Source organism: Anabaena sp. WFMT (assembly GCF_051781005.1).
GTDB lineage: Bacteria > Cyanobacteriota > Cyanobacteriia > Cyanobacteriales > Nostocaceae > Anabaena.
On sequence record NZ_JBPWOA010000034.1, the window covers coordinates 56858 to 75080 of the forward strand.

Here is an 18223-nt window from a genome sequence, read left to right on the forward strand (position 1 = left end):
GTCTATATAATAACACGGTCAATCTGACCGCTTTTTCTTTTACAATTAATACTAGTATTTAAATCTCTATCACACTCAAAACCACAATTAATGGCTTACGCCACACTGTGCGAAAACATACTACATAAAATAAAGTCTATCCACAATCAGAAGTGTTGATCTTGCAACAAAATTTCAGGACTTACGCAACTGGCACATTGATAAGGTGCGTCAGACTGCATAAATCTACTAAATAAACAGATTTTTGATATCTGACGCACCCTACAATAGATTTTTGGTGTGACACTTGCGTACGTCCTAAATTTGATATTTTTTGCGTCTTGTCCAGGTAAAATATCTTGTCTATTAAGAATAGAGTCATTAATCACTCAGATTTGGTATCACCAATGCCAATAGACAATTTGAGCAAGATATTCAAAATCTTAACATTCAACACTTCTGATCCACGAAGACTAATTAGCTATTGTTAATTAACCCTGAAATCTATATCGCGTCAAGGTTTCAAAAGCGATCGCCATTACGGTTAAAAGTTTGACAATCTAACCGTCCATTCTCCTGGATACATAAGGAAAACCACCTGATCTGACTCCAGCAACCATTAATGTTATTTGTAATTTTACGCTTTTTTTTGGATAGACGTTGACGGACAATTTCATTTGGACAAAGTATTTCTAAAGTGCCGGTACCATCTTCATCATTGACAATCCGAAAAAGACAGTCTTGTAACATAGAGCGGGTACTGCTGTCAAAAAAGCGTTTAAAGCGCTGTAGCTTCTCGCCTTCGGTCATTTTGCTAACGGGATTCATGGGAAATAAATCCTCATTCTCAATGTCGAAGTCATCATCTTCAAAGTCGTAGGGGTTAATCATTGGTATTATTCCAGTTGCCCGGCATTTTGAGAGATGTTTTGAAGTAATGGTAATTGATAATGGTGAACTTGACAAACATCCTCTAAATTACAACTGCAAAAGTTCCTATTTAACTAAATTCCATCGTCTCTACAAACTCTAAAATATGCTGCTTGATTTCTTCAGCTTCCTTCTTAACAGAACTGGGAGTATTACCTTCAAAAAAGCTGCGCTGACTACTAACTATATACAAAAATTCCCCATTAATAAACGCCAGCAATCCTCGATAGGCATCTAATCTGATCGCACTTCCGTTATTTTCTTGTTTGGAAATTGTTGAGCCTTTAGGCATATCAACTAATACATAGTAATATCCATTTAAAATATCTTCTAGATATTCTGCGTATTTAATTTCTGCACCTTGGACATTGGCAAATATCGCCTGAGGTACATACTTTTCGATGATAATTGAGTGGAAATATTTTTCTTGTCCTTGAAATTCCATTTCCTCTAAATATTCTGGAGGGAGAGGATAATAATCAATTCTGAGCAAAGTCCCAACATCATCAGAAAAGCCGACTATTCCTTCTTGACTTTGAATTCTTCCCCCCTGTTCTGGGTTAACTGGAATGGGAACTGTAAAATTATCTAAAGGTGAATTATATATCTGCTGACCAAGGTCATTAAATATTACTGCTTCGGATTCTTCTGCTGCATATTCATCATCTTCTGCTTCTTCAATTGCAGCTATGACTTCCTTAATAATTTCCTCTGCTTCTTCGTCTTCTAGTTCTAAAGCTTGCTGTAGCTGTTTGATATAAGGCTGTTTTTGTGTGGGGATAGTCAAGTCTTCGTCATCTAAAAGCATGATTACCCCAGCCGCAAAGCCATCTAGTACGATTTCGTCTGAGAGGCTTGCGTATGCAGTGTTAAACAGTGATCCTAGTCCTTCATCTTGTGCGATCGCTACTAGTCTATCAACTATCTCTGTCATTTCCTCTTCTGAGTATTCATCAAAAACCTCAAATTCCCAAAGAATATCAATCAAACTCTCTGTATCTAAGTCTTCAATGGAAGAATCAACTATTGCCGTAATGACAGCTATAGCCGCTACCGCTTCTTCTGGACTCAGTGATTCTTCTGAGGTATCTTGTGAATCGAATATCTTATCATACTTTGTCATCATCTCTATCTCCTTCAATGGTTTTTTAGTAATAACCAATCACACACCAGTAATAATTGTTAGTTTATCAATGTAAGGAACCTTCTCTAGATATTATTTTAGTAATCTATATTACCAACTAAGCTGACAAGTTAAATCGGGACAATTGCACAGCAGTACTAAATGAGGCGAAAATATGAGAGATGTTGCAAAGGAGAAGCACAAAACAGTAGAAACTTGTCCTAATAGACATAGAAGTGAAAAAGAATGTAGAGACGAGAATCTCTACCCAGCGAACGTCTTTACAACGGTTCTAGGAAACGCACATTTAATTTTTGAAGATGTCTAATGAGCTTTCTTTGAGTATTGAGCAGGTTTTGATCCTGCCTTTTTAGTTTATTCTATACAGAATTATCTAAACTATTACTTATTGGGTTGAGCGATACGCATTTCAATATCTTCTAATGTGCGTAACAATAGACGTTTTGCTTGTAATTGCCAACCCCATTTTTGAATTCTATAAGCTGCAACAGTACCAACTACAGCCGCTAACAAGGCTATCGGTTGATTGAGAGAAATTCCAAATAACAACCCCAAGCCCGCAATTCCCCAAAAAGGTAAAGCTACTGTTTGTCTTTGCTCTTCTACTATTTCAGCAATTTTACTAGATTGCATTGTAGTTAATAATTCTTCTCTAATTTGCCGCTGTTCCGCTAATGATACAGATAAACCTATTTTACGGCGTAATTTTTCCATCTTACGGGCATCAGTGCTGTATTCAGTTAGTTCATCTTCCTCCATTTTTTGTAGTCGTTCTAATTGTGACATGATTATAAAAATATTCTTATCAGTCAAGGATAACACGGCACTATGAGCGATCGCTTTTATAAAAAATCCAAAAATTTAATCACTTCATAATCATATAAATGGTAAAAATTGCGATCGCATCTGGAGAAGGTTCCAAGCTATAGTTCGCATATATGCTAAATTAAGCGCATATAATAAAAATCTACTTTCAAGTCAAATAAAGACTTATAGCAATTTTATGTGAGGCTGCATAGAATCATGAAATCCATTAATTCATATTTATCCGCGTTTATCTGCGGTCAATTATTCTAGAAATCCTATTCTATGCAGCTTCATCCTAATTTGGTATTACAGCAGTTCTTAGATGACTGGAATAGTGAGTCTATAACCTTCCTTGGGTACTCACTTTTGGATGCTCAAAATAGCCATATACTACCTGAGAAACTTGACGAATAAAATCTTTTGCTCTAGCATCATGATTCGGTCTTCGCACGAAAATTCCTGCTAAATAACGCTTACCTGATGGCGTTTCAATGATACCTGCATCTCCTAATATAAACCGAAGTGTCCCTGTTTTGTGAGCTATCTTAGCACCAGAACCTAAACCAGAAGGTAACAAACTTCTATTATGACAACTATTCATAATACCTATTACTTGTGATTCACTCGTATCGGAAAGTAACTGATTATTTTCCATTAAAGCTGATAGTTTTACCAAATCTTTAGCGCTGGTTTTATTCGTTCCTTTAAAATCTCCCAGTCGATTTCGCATTACAGTATTTTGCAATCCCCAACTGCGAAATTTTTGATTTAATTTATTAATACCGCCTAAACGATTTATAACCATATTTGTTGCAGTATTATCGCTAATAGTCATCATCTTAGTTGCAGTTTCTAAGAGACTAAACTTACTTCCCACTCGCGCATACTGCATATTTCCAGAACCACCAACCATATGTTTACGCCCCATTACCAGGGTTTCATCTAGCTTGATTCTTCCTGCATCTACTTCTTGAAACAAAGCAATCAAAATAGGATATTTAATTGTACTGGCTGCTGCAAAAGATTTGTCTCCATTAACGTTTAAATAATCTCCTGTTTCTAAGTCCATAAAAAAGATTCCAGGAGAGAGAAATTTGTAGCGAGCCATTAATTTTTTAATGGGAGTTTGTAATTCTGAAATTTCTCTTCCCAGAGGAACTATACCAGTGAATTTACTAGTATTTGTAGCTTTGACATTGCTGATGATATCTGGGGGAATAAATTTAATTTCTGGTAATTGTACAGATAATTTATTTCGACTCCAGCTAGTTGGGTTATCAACTTGATTGGTGTTAGGATTTGCCTTAACTGGTGAAGACAACAGAAGAGTACTTGTGATACTAAATAGGAGTAATGAACGTAATTTCATGGAGTTTTGTGAGGAGAGTATTGAATTTACTTACAGATATTTTCCAAGAAAGTCAATGAAATCAGGATTAATTGACTTGGAGGTTGGTTTCAGAGTTCCGCTTATTTAACTTTATTTTAATAACTGCCAGAGTTGGATTTCATAACACAGATGTCGCTCAAAAATTGTGCGTGCTGCTAATCCTTCAATAATTGGTTTTTCCAACCAACGTCTAAATGCTAAACGGCCAAGTGTATGTAAAGGTGGGAGTGCGATCGCTATCATATCGGCAATATATTTGATAGTAGTCAACCCAAAAGTACGGAAGTTATCAACACACAAATCAATCGTTGGTGCAATTTGGGTGGAGATATCCTCAGTCTGAATTAAATTAAATCCAGCTTTTACTAAGGCCGCTTGCAGTTCCCTGGAAATATGACAATTATAAAAAATTCCCTCTCGGTATTCACTGTCAGAACGCATCATATCGGCAAGCAATAAATAGCCACCATTACTTAATAAACGAACTGTACCTTGAGCCAAATCCTCAACAGCAATATATTGACTACTTTCGCTGAATAAAACTAAATCGTAGGTATGTGATGAATCAAAATCCTCAAATCTCGTTAAGTAGAAAGGTACTTTCCCCCGGTATTCTTAATAAACCGTTCTTCCTGAACTGCATCAGGTGCTAATCCCTCAACACTAAAACCGCGATAGCGAAGCGCTACGGCGAAGCGCCGAACGCACAAATATGCCGCATTACCACCAATCCCACAGCCCACATCAAGTACCGTTTTTGTCTCTTTGGGAATAAAACTCAAAAGTTTAGCTGCATAGGCTTCCTGAGCTATACGCAAGCGATTGAGAGTCAATTCTTCCGCCGCACTAGGTAGTGGTTCCCAATAACCGTAATGAAGATAGGAGGAATTTGTCAGTCCCAGGTAATAATCTATAGCTGCGTTTTGGTAGCGGGTAGGTTTGGGAATATTGGTTGATTTTAGTTTTTGCATTAAAGAATAAAGTAATTTTTAAGGCATTAAGCTTGGTTGAAATTCTTCCCAAAGATTGCAAACTTGTTTGTAGCAATCCGATGGAGTAATCTTTAGCTTGTGTAAGAAATTGACCTCAATTTGAGGATGAGCCTTTAGTATCAAAATAATATCTTGATGAGGATTATATGTTGACACTGCTGGAGAAATAGATGAAATCATGGATTCATGAATTGATTGTGATCTCAAATCAAACCCAATCAAATTAGCCGGGATAAATTGCAGTCTAAAAGTAGCTTTATCAAGGCTGGTAATTGTAGGGTGACTAATTTGAGTATCGACATCACAAATCACCATTCCTCTCCCAAATGACATAAATCCCTTCCATGCTGTGTAACCTATTACCAGTAGATTAGTATGAATAAAGCTGTTTTGCCAGTAGCCAAAATTTCCTTGCCAAACACTATTTTCCGGTCGCATTTACCTACTCCTATAAAACTCTAATCTAGATAAATCCAGTTATTAATTAACAACAACTGACATTTAAGTTGATCCACTTATTTAGTGGGGGAATCTTTGCTAAAATACCTTTTTTCAAGGCTTCTGGACGTTCTGACCAAGGTAACAAACCATCCGCTTTAGCATAGTATAGATTTGCACATTCTAATATTGCAGAACTTTCATCTACGAGCAAATCACCAAAGAGATAGGTTGATTTTCCTGCTGCTGTAAAAGCAATCACACAAGAATGACTACAAGCACTCATACATTCAACCCCCTGAATGCAGAATTTATCCTGTATTGCTCTATCTTGTGCAAGTTGTTGAAGCTGTTGTAGTAGTTTTTCTCCACTACTTTCACCAACTCGTTTACCGTCTTCCCACTTACCACCACAAGTCGTGCAGACAAATAGAGTATGTTTTTGATTGAGCATTGATTAAAAAATGTGTAAGAATCAGTTAGAAACGCAGACATGAAAGTTTCTACAGCAGGACTACAGCAGTAACCTCTCCTGCAAACAAATAATGTTTGAAATCATTCCTTCCCTAAAAAAGGGCTGATGTCAATTGGTATATTTGATTCAATTGAAAACTGCTATGTCTATTTGACATTTGGAGAAATCTATTGAAGATAGCAGTAAGCGTCAGTCATATACGCTTCCCATCTTCTTGGATAAAAAGTTGTAAAAAATTAAATCGACTGTTAATAGTCTCAGAGTAATACACAATCTGTAGAGAATCTCTGAAGCTAAAATGATGAATTTTGATGGAAATATTCATGGATTTATTCATCTGTACCACGCAGATGGATATGGGTTATTTTACTTTCGGCGGGCATTCTGACTCAGAGACATAAGTCTCATTACAGCTGCGGGACAGCGTTGGATTTACACCAAACTTTCCCCCTTGCGTTTAATGGTTTTTTCATTAAAACCGACATCGACGACAAACATACAACAATTTTTGTTTGTTGTCAATGGGGGTGGCAGGATAATTTTATTTAGGTCTTGCTGAATTTAACTGCAATTACAGCAGATTGCCGTTAAATATTGATAATTATTCTGTTACTTTATCTCCGTAGGGATTACTAAAAGCTGGGTTTTTAATAAACAGCATGATTGAGGTTGAAGGGAACACCCAAGGTAAATTGTAAGCCTTGATAATTCCTTTGGGTATTTATTGTACCAACAATTTGATTGCGTGTTTCGACTGTACCATTTGTTTGATACCAGTTATATTACTTCTGGCTTCTTTTTCCCACCACCTGATGTGACTGCGGGTTTTGGAGATCCAGTAATTTATGGTGTGCAACTCAGATCGAATTTGTAATTAGCATTTTTGGCTTGGTAGGCATTAAACAAGAAATTTGATAGAATAATTTTGATTCTGGTAAAACTCAGGGTCAAATTTTTCTATGGATTTTTAAAACACCCAGCCTGGACAAAAGAAAATGCGTGAAATTCACAAGGATGTTAAAGAAATTGTTTATAATTATCAATCCTCCTTCTTTAAGCTCTGTATTCGGTTTTTAGGTGGTACTATAGCAGGGTTAGTAATGGTTATTTTTTGCCTGATTTTACGCATGAGTTTAGGTTAGAGAACTAACATCAAATGTTGTCTTCTACACATAAATTTTAAGTGTATTTTGTAGTTTAATCACAATATTTTGGAGACAAAAATTGTGGGAAGTATTTATAAATGTATTTGAATGTTTGGCTTGATAATTGACTTGCCAGCGCAAATCTATTTCTCAAGCCAGTAAAGTTGAGATTTTCTACTGGATGCAGTCTTAGTTTAATAGAAATATTTTCATATATCCCTTTAATCAATGACTAAAAAATGGTTTCGGACTGGCATGATAGTGATATTTATCCTGTCATTTATATTACGCTTTTGGGGTTTAGGGCGATTTAATACCCTCGTTTTTGATGAAGTTTACTTTGCCCAATTTGGTAATAACTATCTTACCCAAACGCCATTTTTTAATGCTCACCCACCGTTGAGTCAATATATAATTGGCTTTGGGATTTGGATTGGTAATCATATTCCCTTTTGGCAAAATACTGTAAATGGATTGACAGGTTCTTTATTATCCCCTTGGAGTTATCGGTGGATAAATGCTTTTACTGGTTCATTTATTCCTTTAGTAGTTGTTTTAATAACTTATCAATTATGTTATCGGTGTGGCTTTGCTTTATTAGCAGGGTTATTTACAGCTTGTGACGGCTTATTTTTAGTAGAATCTCGTTATGCTCTCAACAATATCTATATAGTTATTTTTGGTTTAATTGGGCAATGGTTTTTATTATTAGCTTTAGAAAAGCAAAATAAACAACGTTGGTTGTGGTTGGCTTTTGCTGGTGTTGGATTTGGGGCTTCTATCGCTACAAAATGGAATGGTTTATGGTTTCTTTTCGGTGCTTATGGAATGTGGATAGCAGCTTGGATAATTAACTGGTTGCAATCTTTTTCACCGTCACGCCATGTTTCTATGTTCTCTTATTTGCGGCCTTTAATTACTCCTGCAAATTCTAAAATTAATCATGAAGTTACTATTCAAACACCATTACAGAATCTAGCTCAGATAAATATTTTGCAGATGATATTCTGTCTGGGAATTATTCCCGCAGCAGTTTATAGTCTGATTTGGATTCCTCACTTGCAATTAGACACTAGGTATGGATTTATAGAAGTTCATCAGGAAATTCTGAAATTTCATTTGCAGTTAGGTGGTAACAATTCTAGTGTTCATCCTTATTGTGCTGCGTGGTACAAATGGCCATTATTAACTCGACCAATGGCTTATTATTATCAAACAACTCTAAGTTTTAAAGACCCTCTTCCTGTGTTTGGGCCTCCCTTACCTGCTGGTGCGGGGAAAGTAATTTATGATGTCCATGCAATAGGTAATCCGTTTTTGTGGTGGTTTGGCGTTGCAGCCATGATATTTTTAATCGGAATGCTGTTTGTAAAAATGGTTTTACCAGGGATACAGCAAAAACGCATCTTTGTTCCTAAAAATATGGGTGTTGATACCTGGATTGCTTTATATTTAGTGATTAACTATGCAGCTAATTTCTTACCTTGGGTGAAGGTCAATCGGTGTGTGTTTATCTACCATTATATGTGTGCGGTGGTTTTTACATTTATAGCGATCGCATGGTTTGTCGATCAATGTCTTCGTAGTTATCGTCGAGAACTGCGTGTACTCGGTCTTACCATCACTTTCGCTATCATAGCTGCTTTTGTGTTTTGGATGCCTATTTATTTGGGTTTACCTCTTTCTCAAGAAGATTATCACCTGCGGATGTGGTTTAGAACTTGGATTTGAGTCACTCACTTAACTAAGTTATTTTATTGATTATTCGCTTCATATAAGTACATAAAAACTGCTTAGTTAATCACCTGTATTTTACATTTCTTATCTGTATTCAGAATAACTGACTGTTACACTGTAAGCAGTTGGAAAATTCGGGTAACTCTACCCAATGACAACTGAAACTTGACATGATATTAGCCGTAGAAAAAATTAACTTGATTGGGAATGGCAAATTTAAAAATAGCTAATAATGAGGGTTTGAGTGATATTTTACTTAAGCTCTAATTATTACAGCTTAAGCATATTTCTGAAATAATCTGCGAGTTAATTTTCAAGCTAAGAGCGGTACATTTAGATAGAATACAAAACCTGACAGGTGAAAAATCTATCGCTAACTCTGCTCTTGACTGGGAATTTTAGATTTTAGATTTTAGATTTTAGATTAAAAAAATTTGGTACAAGCCCCGTCCTTGAGGACAGAAAAATAGTCAATCCAAAATCCCAAATTTTCAAGCTCTACACTTGAGGGTGGAGTCAATCCAAAATCCAAAATCGTAAATCCAAAATCGAGTGACGCACCTACATATATATAAAAAGGGGAATCGAAATGGATATAGCGTTACAAGTGCAGAATGTGAATGTTACCAGCTTGAAAGAAGCACCAATTCATGTTTCAAGCAAAATTCAACCTCATGGTATTTTGTTGGTTTTACAAGAGCCAGAGTTGAAAATATTGCAAATTAGCAATAACACGTTAAATGTTTTCGGAATTTCTCCTGAAAATATATTGCAGAAAAAATTAGAAGATTTAGTTGATCCTTTTCAAATAGAGAGAATTACATCGGGTTTAGCAGAAGAGAATTTAGATTTTATTAATCCTACCAAAATTTGGATTAGAAAAAAAGGTGATGAATACACTGTATTTGATGCCGTATTTCACCGGAACACTGAAGGGTTTTTAATCCTGGAATTAGAACCTGCTATTTCCCAAGAAAATATTCCATTTTTAAGCTTTTATCATTTAGCTAAAGCATCTATCAATCAACTAGAAGCTACTAAAAATCTGCGGGAATTTGGTCAAATCATCGTCCAGGAAGTCCGCAAGGTGACGGGATTTGACAGGGTAATGTTATATAAATTCGATGATGATGGACATGGTTCTGTTATCGCTGAAGAAAAAATCGAAAATTTAGAATCTTACTTGGGTTTACACTTTCCAGAATCAGATATTCCCAAACCAGCTAGGAAATTATTTATTTCCAATTCAATTAGATTAATCCCGGATGCTAATTATCAACCGATAGAAATATTTCCTGTCAATAATCCTCTCACTGAGCGTCCAGTTGATTTAACTAAGTCTAGTCTCAGAAGTGCGGCATCTTGCCATACGGAATATTTACATAATATGGGTGTTGGGGCTTCTTTGACTATCTCGTTGATTAAAGACCAAAAACTTTGGGGATTGATTGCTTGTCATCATCAAACACCCAAATATGTTTCTTATGAATTGCGAAAAGCTTGCGAATTTCTGGGAAGATTGATATTTTCAGAAATTTCTGCTAGAGAAGAAACTGAAGATTCTGATTATCGGATGAATTTGACATATATTCAATCACTTTTAATTGAATATATGTCCCAAGAGGATAACTTTATTGATGGTTTGGTGAAAAATCAGCCAAATCTTTTGGATTTAACTAGTGCGAAAGGTGCAGCAGTTTGTTTTGGGGGAAATTACACCTTGATTGGTGAAACTCCCAAAGAAGAAGACTTAATCTATTTAGTTGAATGGCTGAAGAATCATGTGGAGAACGAGGTATTTTATACAGATTCTCTCCCTAGCATTTATCCAGATGCTGTTAACTTCAAAAATGTTGCTAGTGGTTTGTTAGCTATTCCTATTTCCCAGCGAAATTATGTTTTGTGGTTCCGACCGGAAGTGATTCAAACTGTAAATTGGGGTGGTGATCCTAATAGGGCATTTGAAGTTAGTCAAGCACATGGAAATTTACGTTTGTGTCCCCGGAAATCATTTGAGTTGTGGAAAGAAACAGTTAGATTAACATCTTTACCCTGGAAATATGTAGAAATCAAAGCAGCATTGGAATTGCGGAAGGGAATTGTGAATATTGTCTTGCGTCAAGCAGATGAATTAGCTCAATTAGCACAAGATTTAGAACGTTCTAATGCGGAATTGAAAAAGTTTGCCTATGTCGCTTCCCATGATTTGCAAGAACCACTCAATCAAGTAGCCAATTATGTGCAGTTGTTAGAAATGCGGTATGAAGCGGAACTTGATGAGGATGCGAAGGAGTTTATTAACTATGCAGTAGAGGGAGTGAGCTTGATGCAGACATTAATTGATGATGTATTAGCATACTCCAAAGTAGACAGTCAAGCGATCGCATTTCAAGTGACAGAAGTAGACACAGCCTTAGAACGCGCTCTGAGCAATTTACGCAACCGTGTTTCGGAAACAGGTACTATTATTACCCATGACCCCTTACCTACCGTCATGGCTGACAGTACCCAGCTGATGCAGCTATTTCTGAACCTGATTGGTAACGCGATTAAATTCCGCAGTGAAGAACCGCCGCAAATCCATATAGGTGCAGAGAGACTAGAAGATGAATGGTTATTCTCGGTGCGGGATAATGGCATTGGCATAGATCCGCGATTTAGCGATCGCATTTTCATTATCTTTCAACGCCTACACACAAGAGATGAATATCCAGGCACAGGTATGGGCTTGGCAATTTGTAAGAAAATTGTCGAATGTCATCGAGGGCGAATCTGGGTAGAGTCACAACTCGGACAGGGCGCAACCTTCTACTTTACCATTCCAGCCGGAGGACGTGAGCGTGAGCGCAGAAACGGAAGAAACACACAAAATCATCTTTTTAATTGAGGACAATAAAGCCGACATTCGCCTCATTCAAGAAGCATTAAAAACTAGCACACTACCCCATCGGGTAGTGACAGTTAGGGATGGTATAGATGCTATGGCTTATCTGCGCCAAGAAGGCGAATATGCTGATGCACTACGCCCTGACCTCATCTTGCTAGATTTAAACTTACCCAGGAAGGATGGAAGAGAGGTGTTGGCAGAAATTAAATCAGATCCCAAACTTAAACGCATTCCTGTAGTAGTCTTAACAACTTCTAAAAACGAAGATGACATTTTCCATAGTTACGACTTGCACGTAAACTGCTACATCACTAAATCTCGTAACCTCAGCCAACTATTTCAAATCGTCAAAGGGATTGAGGAATTTTGGTTTTCTACCGCTACGTTACCATTAGAGTAAGCTGGAAAAATAGGAGAAAAATTTATTGTTCAGGACTCAAAAATCAGCAATTAGAGGGGGATTAAAGCAGAAAATTATGGCTGCGAGCTACTCAGTGAAAATCTTGTTAGTTGAGGACAACTTAGCCGAAGCTAGGTTGTTACAAGAGTTTCTCAAGCAAGCCCAATCTAAAAAATTTAGTTTAGTTCATGTCCAAAGATTACGGGATGCATTTGCAGAACTAAGTCAGCAGACTTATGATGTGATTTTATTGGATCTTACCCTTCCAGATAGTCAAGGATTATCATCGTTACCGCTTTTGATAGCTCAAGCTCCCAGCACACCAATTGTTGTTCTTACAAATACCAACGACGAAGAACTTGCTATCGAAGCGGTGCGACAGGGAGCGCAAGATTATTTAGTTAAAAGGCAGGTAAAGCCAGATATGTTAGTGCGATCAGTAGAATATGCGATCGCCCGGAAACAAGCTTTAGAACAGCTACGAACAGTCAATCAAGCATTAGAATCGAGGGTTGAAGAAAGAACTGCTGAACTAGTAAAGGCTCAAGAACTTTATCAGTGTAAATCTGAATTTGTCTCCATGCTTTCTCATGACATCCGTAATCCTCTCAATACTATTTTATTAGCGGCCGGATTGCTACAAAACAGTGATGATAAATTAACGAAAGAAAAAAAAGTTAATCATTTGCGGATGATTCGCTCTGCTATCAAAAATATGGCACAGTTATTAGATGAAGTAACCTTTATTGGTAAAGCTGATTCTGGTAAATTACACAGTAACCTCAAATGTCTAGATTTAGAGGCTTTTTGTCATCAAACCCTAGAAGAATTACATTTAACAGCTTTAGATAAACAAGTTACTATAGAATTCACCAGTTGTGGTGATTTTAAAGACACCCTGTGGGATGAAAGTTTATTACGGCACATTTTAGAAAATTTGCTCAGTAATGCCATTAAATATTCCCACCCTAACAGCACAGTCAAATTTGAAGTAACAAGTCAAGATCAAGTAGTCACTTTTCGAGTTCAAGATTGGGGCATTGGCATCGCCAAACATGACCAAAAACGGCTCTTTCAGCCCTTTATTCGGGGAGAAAATGTCGGCAGCATTTCGGGAACAGGTATGGGTTTAGCGATCGCTAAAAAATGCGTCGAAGCGCATGGGGGTGAAATTTACGTTGATAGTGAAATTGGCGTAGGGACTACGTTAACGGTGAATTTACCATTGATTAAAATGTAACCTTTTGTTCGATTAACGCTAAGGGGTGAATTTCAATTTTTACCCTGACTCTTGACCCTGACCAATGATTCCTTGATGGTACAAGCCCCCGGACTTATCCACTACCGTGTACACACAAGTGGGGAAATTGCTCTTTGGTTACCATAAAACCCCACACCTAGCCCCTCCCCGCAAGCCTACGGTGTACACACAAGTCAAAAAAAGTTTGATTTTTCATTGTTCTCTCGTTTATCTCGTTCCCATGCAGAGCATGGGAATGCTGCTCATTGAGGCTCTGCCTCCAATCTGGCATTGAGTCAGAGACTCAAAGAATGCATTCCCAGTCTCCGACTGGGAACGAGGAAAGTCTTATCAAGCTAGGTTTTTAGGACTTGTGTGTACACCGTAGGCAAGCGAGGAGGGGAACTGGATTTCCGGTTAAATCCTGTTTTCAATTCCATTTCTCAAACTCTTACTCTTTGCGCGACGGACACTTTTTTAACTATATATTAATCATTAGTTTCTGTAACGTTAACATAAAAAAATAAAATAAAAAATCTATAGAATATGTAACATTTGTTAACCATCTCCATTAGGCAAAATCTAGATGGTATTGTAGCTATTTTGGGAAATTAATTTATATAAATAATAACAATACAATAAAACACACGGAGATAATAATCCTTATTTTGCAGTAAATACAGACTTTATTTTCTCTATGTGTATAATGTAGTTTATATAATTAGCTACTAAGCAATTGCTTGGTTTATTTTAAAACGAGTAATTATAAATATGTCTTATTACTTATTGATTTGTAATTTAATCTCTACTTAAACAGAGTGTTCTAGACTGTCTAAAGTCAAAATTGACATCTAAAAACTATGGAAATTCACTGCACAAGTATTAAGTAATCGTGCAAAAAATTTGTATGGCTGAAAATGTCAATTACCTGCATAAAAACTGAAATTCGACAAGTTTATCGCTGTAATCAAAAAAGTGAGTAATCACTACAGAAAAAGACCACTTAGAGAACTCCACAAAAAGAAATGCCCAATGTCATTCTGAACGAAACGAAGTGTAGTGAAGAATCCTCCGAGATGCTTCGTTTCGCTTTGCTACACTCAGCATGACAAAACAGGATCATTTATTTTGTGGCTTACTCTTAAACGGATTAATTTGTCCAATATTACAGATGACATGGAACGTAAACGCAAGATTGCATTGAGGCCAAACTAGAGTAACTACTGACTTTAGTTTTTACCACTGTCAATTTTTAATGGGTGCATTATGTCATACTATCAGTCGGAAGTTGAGACTAGACAACTAAGTAATTTAACGGAAAGCAGTAAGTTTTTAACACCTTTTCAACGTAAACTTCTGCAAAAAAGTCTACAAGAGGATTACCCTGAGTCCTATCGCCAAAGAATTGAAATCATGTTATTGGCAGATAATGGGAAAACTCAAACAGAAATTTGTCAAATCCTGGGGTGTTGTGCAGCAACAGTCAGACATTGGATGCATATAGCGCGGATGGGGATGGCGCATCAATGGCAAGATTGTCCAATTGGTCGCCCGAAGGTAGTGAACGACCAGTATTTAGAGCGATTACAAGAACTGTTGAATAGTAGTCCTAGAGATCATGGCTATTCATTTCGACGGTGGACAACCAACTGGCTACAAAAACATCTAGCCAAGGAATTTGGGATTTCGGTGAGCGATCGCCATATCAAACGTTTACTCAAACAGCTAGGGTTATCCACACGCCAAAAACCCAGCAATCACCAAGACAACAACATTAAATCTGATCGTGAAGCCAGAATTTCGATTAATGACCTTAAAAACGTCAAAAAATCGGATAATTCCGAATTTATATCCATCAATTTTACAAAACTAAGTCAAGATAAAGATTCAGATATATATGGCGCACAATCTATCCGCTCAGTTGGTATCTCTACAACAAATCAACCATACTTTGGGCTATTCTCTCTCCGCAGCCGAATTCCAATATTATCTACCACAATTTAAAGAAAAAACCCCCAAAGTCGGCAAATTTTGGCAAGGAAATGATGTTGAATCAGGAATCTACATCGTTATTGCTGGTAAAGCCAGATTGCTAGACGAAGCGGGTGAATTAATCGCCACTCTTGAAGCCGGATCATCATTTGGGGAATTTACCTTATTTCCAGAGTCTGAATTTCAACCCTATGGTGCCAGGGCAAGTGTCAATTTACAACTTTGCTTTGTACCTAGTGCAGTTTTATCGCCTTTAATGGCTAAATATCCCCAAATTCAAGCACATTTATGGCATCAAGCACAAAAGCTCAATAGCCTACTCATAGGCTCAGATCCGACTTTAGAAGTAGTAGAGAATATCAATCCAAACCCAGAATTTTTAGCACCCCCAACAGTAGAAGCAAAATCAGAGCTAAAGATTAGCAAAGCCTATTTTCCTAGTCCTACACAACGAGTCAGACATTTATGGCAACACGTCATTAGGCGCTATCCGTTTTTTGCCCAACAGAGTGCTTCTGATTGCGGTGCTGCTTGTTTGGTGATGGTATCCCGGTATTGGGGGAAACGCTTTAGTGTCAATCGTTTACGGGACATTGCCAATGTAGACCGAAATGGTGCATCCTTGCGGGGGTTATTGACAGCAGCCGAAAGCCTGGGTTTCGCCACCAGACCTGTTAAAGCCAGCCTCAACCAGTTAGCAAAACAAAAATTACCTGCGATCGCTCATTGGGAAGGTAAACATTACATCGTTGTCTATGAAATAACCTCCAAACACGTTATAGTCGCTGATCCTGCGATCGGTCAACGCACCCTCAGCCACCTAGAATTTAAAGCCGATTGGACTGGCTATACCTTGCTGCTGCAACCAACAGCCATGCTCAAAGAAGCCAAAGAAACTTCCACACCTTTTTGGCAATTCTTTGAATTATTAAAACCACACTCTTTGATCATGTTGGAAGTCTTTATTGCTTCCATATTTATCCAGATATTTGGACTCATTACCCCCCTATTCACCCAATTAATATTAGACCGTGTAGTAGTGCAGCGTTCCGAACTCACTTTAACAGCAGTGGGCATAGGGTTGTTATTATTTAGCTTCTTCCGTGTAGCCATGATGGGCTTGCGGCAATATCTGCTAGATCACATGGCAAATCGCATAGATTTAGCCCTCATTGTTGGCTTTATTCGCCATACCTTCAGACTACCATTAAGCTTCTTTGAATCTCGTTATGTCGGGGATATTATCTCTCGCGTTCAAGAAAACCGCAAAATTCAACGCTTCCTCTCCGGTGAAGCATCATCTATCCTTCTCGATTTATTTACAGTTTTTATCTATGTGGGATTAATGCTTTGGTATAGCTGGAAAATGGCCTTACTTTCCCTAGTCATAGTCCCACCTTTCGCCTTATTAGCACTAATTGCCACACCTTTTTTACAAAGAATTTCTAGAGAAATATTTAATGCTGTTGCCAAAGAAAGTAGTTACCTAATTGAAGCCCTAACTGGTTTGCGAACCGTCAAAGCTACAGCAGTAGAACAAACAGTCCGTTGGCATTGGGAAGAGTTATTAAATAAAGAAGTAAAAACTAACTTCTCTGGGCAAATTATCAGCAATCGTCTACAAATTTTTAGTAATCTCATTCAATCATTAGCAACTACTGGGTTATTATGGTACGGGGCATATTTAGTAATTCAAAATGAATTAACGATTGGTCAATTAGTAGCATTTAATATGTTGCTAGGTAATATTATTACACCTTTTCAACGTTTGATTGTTCTATGGAATCAATTACAAGAAGTTGTGATTGCCGTAGAACGTATTAATGATGTTTTAGATACAGAACCAGAAGAAGATTTACAGCATCAACCACGGCAAAATTTACCCCAACTAAAAGGAAATATCCGCTTTGATAACGTCACCTTTCGTTATCATCCAGAAAGCGATATCAATATCCTAGAAAATCTCAGTTTTGAAATCAAACCAGGGCAAATGGTAGCACTAGTAGGACGTAGTGGTTCAGGCAAAACCACCATTTCTAAGTTAGTCCTGGGCTTATATCCTCCTACAGATGGGAAAGTTTTAATTGATGGACAAGATATTACAAGTATTTCCTTGCGTTCCTTGCGTCAGCACGTAGGAGTAGTTGACCAAGATACATTTTTATTCGGTGGCACAATTCGAGAAAATATTAGTTTAGGGCATCCTGGAGTACCTTTAATAGAAGTAATTGAAGCAGCACAATTAGCAGGTGCTGATGAGTTTATTAAAAAATTGCCAATGGGATATGAAACCCAAATAGGTGAAGGTGGAGGCTTATTATCTGGTGGACAAAGACAAAGAATAGCTATTGCTAGGGCGTTATTAGGTAATCCTCGATTGTTAATTTTAGATGAAGCAACTTCCCATCTAGATACCGAATCAGAAAGAATTATTCAGCAGAATTTAAACACAATCTTGAAAGGAAAAACTACCTTAGTAATTGCCCATCGTCTTTCTACAGTTAAAAATGCAGATGCGATTTTAGTACTAGACCGAGGTGTATTAATTGAAAGTGGAACTCATGAAGAATTAATGTCAAAACGAGGGCATTATTTCTATCTCAATCAACAACAGTTACAAAAAGTAGGCTAAAGGACACGGCTAGTAATTAAATCGCCAGATTGTCA

The 18223-nt window shown here is 37.2% G+C and carries 14 protein-coding genes and 1 riboswitch; of the genes, 6 read left to right on the forward strand and 8 right to left on the reverse strand.

The genetic code is table 11. From position 1 onward, the window contains the following. Positions 1-501 precede the first annotated feature (501 nt). The 8 genes from ACSQ6I_RS22775 to ACSQ6I_RS22810 form a co-directional block, all read right to left on the reverse strand. Positions 502-870, reverse strand: a complete 369-nt coding sequence (locus tag ACSQ6I_RS22775; protein WP_438892540.1) for a hypothetical protein — start codon at positions 868-870, stop codon at positions 502-504. Positions 871-979: 109 nt separating this feature from the next. Further along, entirely contained in the window at positions 980-2032 is a 1053-nt protein-coding gene (locus ACSQ6I_RS22780) for a hypothetical protein (RefSeq protein ID WP_438892639.1), read from the reverse strand. A gap of 402 nt (positions 2033-2434) precedes the next feature. Continuing rightward, a complete protein-coding gene (locus ACSQ6I_RS22785; RefSeq protein ID WP_438892541.1) occupies positions 2435-2839 on the reverse strand; it encodes a hypothetical protein in 405 nt (134 codons plus the stop codon). Positions 2840-3200: 361 nt separating this feature from the next. Then, positions 3201-4229, reverse strand: a complete 1029-nt coding sequence (locus tag ACSQ6I_RS22790; protein ID WP_438892542.1) for a serine hydrolase — start codon at positions 4227-4229, stop codon at positions 3201-3203. Between the two features lie 111 nt (positions 4230-4340). Further along, a complete protein-coding gene (locus tag ACSQ6I_RS22795) occupies positions 4341-4751 on the reverse strand; it encodes a hypothetical protein (protein WP_438892543.1) in 411 nt (136 codons plus the stop codon). 83 nt (positions 4752-4834) lie between these two features. After that, complete coding sequence (locus ACSQ6I_RS22800; RefSeq protein WP_438892544.1) at positions 4835-5221, reverse strand: hypothetical protein; 387 nt, start codon at positions 5219-5221, stop codon at positions 4835-4837. 18 nt (positions 5222-5239) lie between these two features. Continuing rightward, complete coding sequence (locus ACSQ6I_RS22805) at positions 5240-5680, reverse strand: hypothetical protein (protein WP_438892545.1); 441 nt, start codon at positions 5678-5680, stop codon at positions 5240-5242. Between the two features lie 46 nt (positions 5681-5726). Further along, the gene (locus ACSQ6I_RS22810; RefSeq protein WP_438892546.1) at positions 5727-6134 is read right to left on the reverse strand and encodes a DUF1636 family protein; all 408 of its coding nucleotides are present in this window, start codon (positions 6132-6134) and stop codon (positions 5727-5729) included. Positions 6135-6512: 378 nt separating this feature from the next. After that, positions 6513-6653, reverse strand: a riboswitch (cobalamin riboswitch). A gap of 875 nt (positions 6654-7528) precedes the next feature. Between ACSQ6I_RS22810 and ACSQ6I_RS22815 the strand changes: the two genes are divergently transcribed. The 6 genes from ACSQ6I_RS22815 (at position 7529) to ACSQ6I_RS22840 (ending at position 18188) form a co-directional block, all read left to right on the forward strand. Continuing rightward, positions 7529-9031, forward strand: a complete 1503-nt coding sequence (locus ACSQ6I_RS22815; RefSeq protein ID WP_438892547.1) for a dolichyl-phosphate-mannose--protein mannosyltransferase — start codon at positions 7529-7531, stop codon at positions 9029-9031. 595 nt (positions 9032-9626) lie between these two features. Continuing rightward, positions 9627-11924: an ATP-binding protein gene (locus ACSQ6I_RS22820; protein ID WP_438892548.1), complete on the forward strand. Its 2298-nt coding sequence runs from the start codon at positions 9627-9629 to the stop codon at positions 11922-11924. After that, on the forward strand, positions 11878-12324 hold the full coding sequence (locus ACSQ6I_RS22825; protein WP_438892549.1) for a response regulator: 447 nt from the start codon (positions 11878-11880) through the stop codon (positions 12322-12324). Before ACSQ6I_RS22820 ends, ACSQ6I_RS22825 begins: the two co-directional genes overlap by 47 nt. 76 nt (positions 12325-12400) lie before the next feature. Next, a complete protein-coding gene (locus ACSQ6I_RS22830) occupies positions 12401-13564 on the forward strand; it encodes an ATP-binding protein (RefSeq protein WP_438892550.1) in 1164 nt (387 codons plus the stop codon). 1266 nt (positions 13565-14830) lie between these two features. Continuing rightward, positions 14831-15568 carry a helix-turn-helix domain-containing protein gene (locus ACSQ6I_RS22835; RefSeq protein WP_438892551.1) on the forward strand — a complete coding sequence of 246 codons (738 nt, stop codon included), beginning with the start codon at positions 14831-14833 and terminating at the stop codon, positions 15566-15568. Then, positions 15462-18188, forward strand: a complete 2727-nt coding sequence (locus ACSQ6I_RS22840; protein WP_438892552.1) for an ABC transporter transmembrane domain-containing protein — start codon at positions 15462-15464, stop codon at positions 18186-18188. The genes ACSQ6I_RS22835 and ACSQ6I_RS22840 overlap by 107 nt, the downstream gene beginning before the upstream one ends. Positions 18189-18223 lie beyond the last annotated feature (35 nt).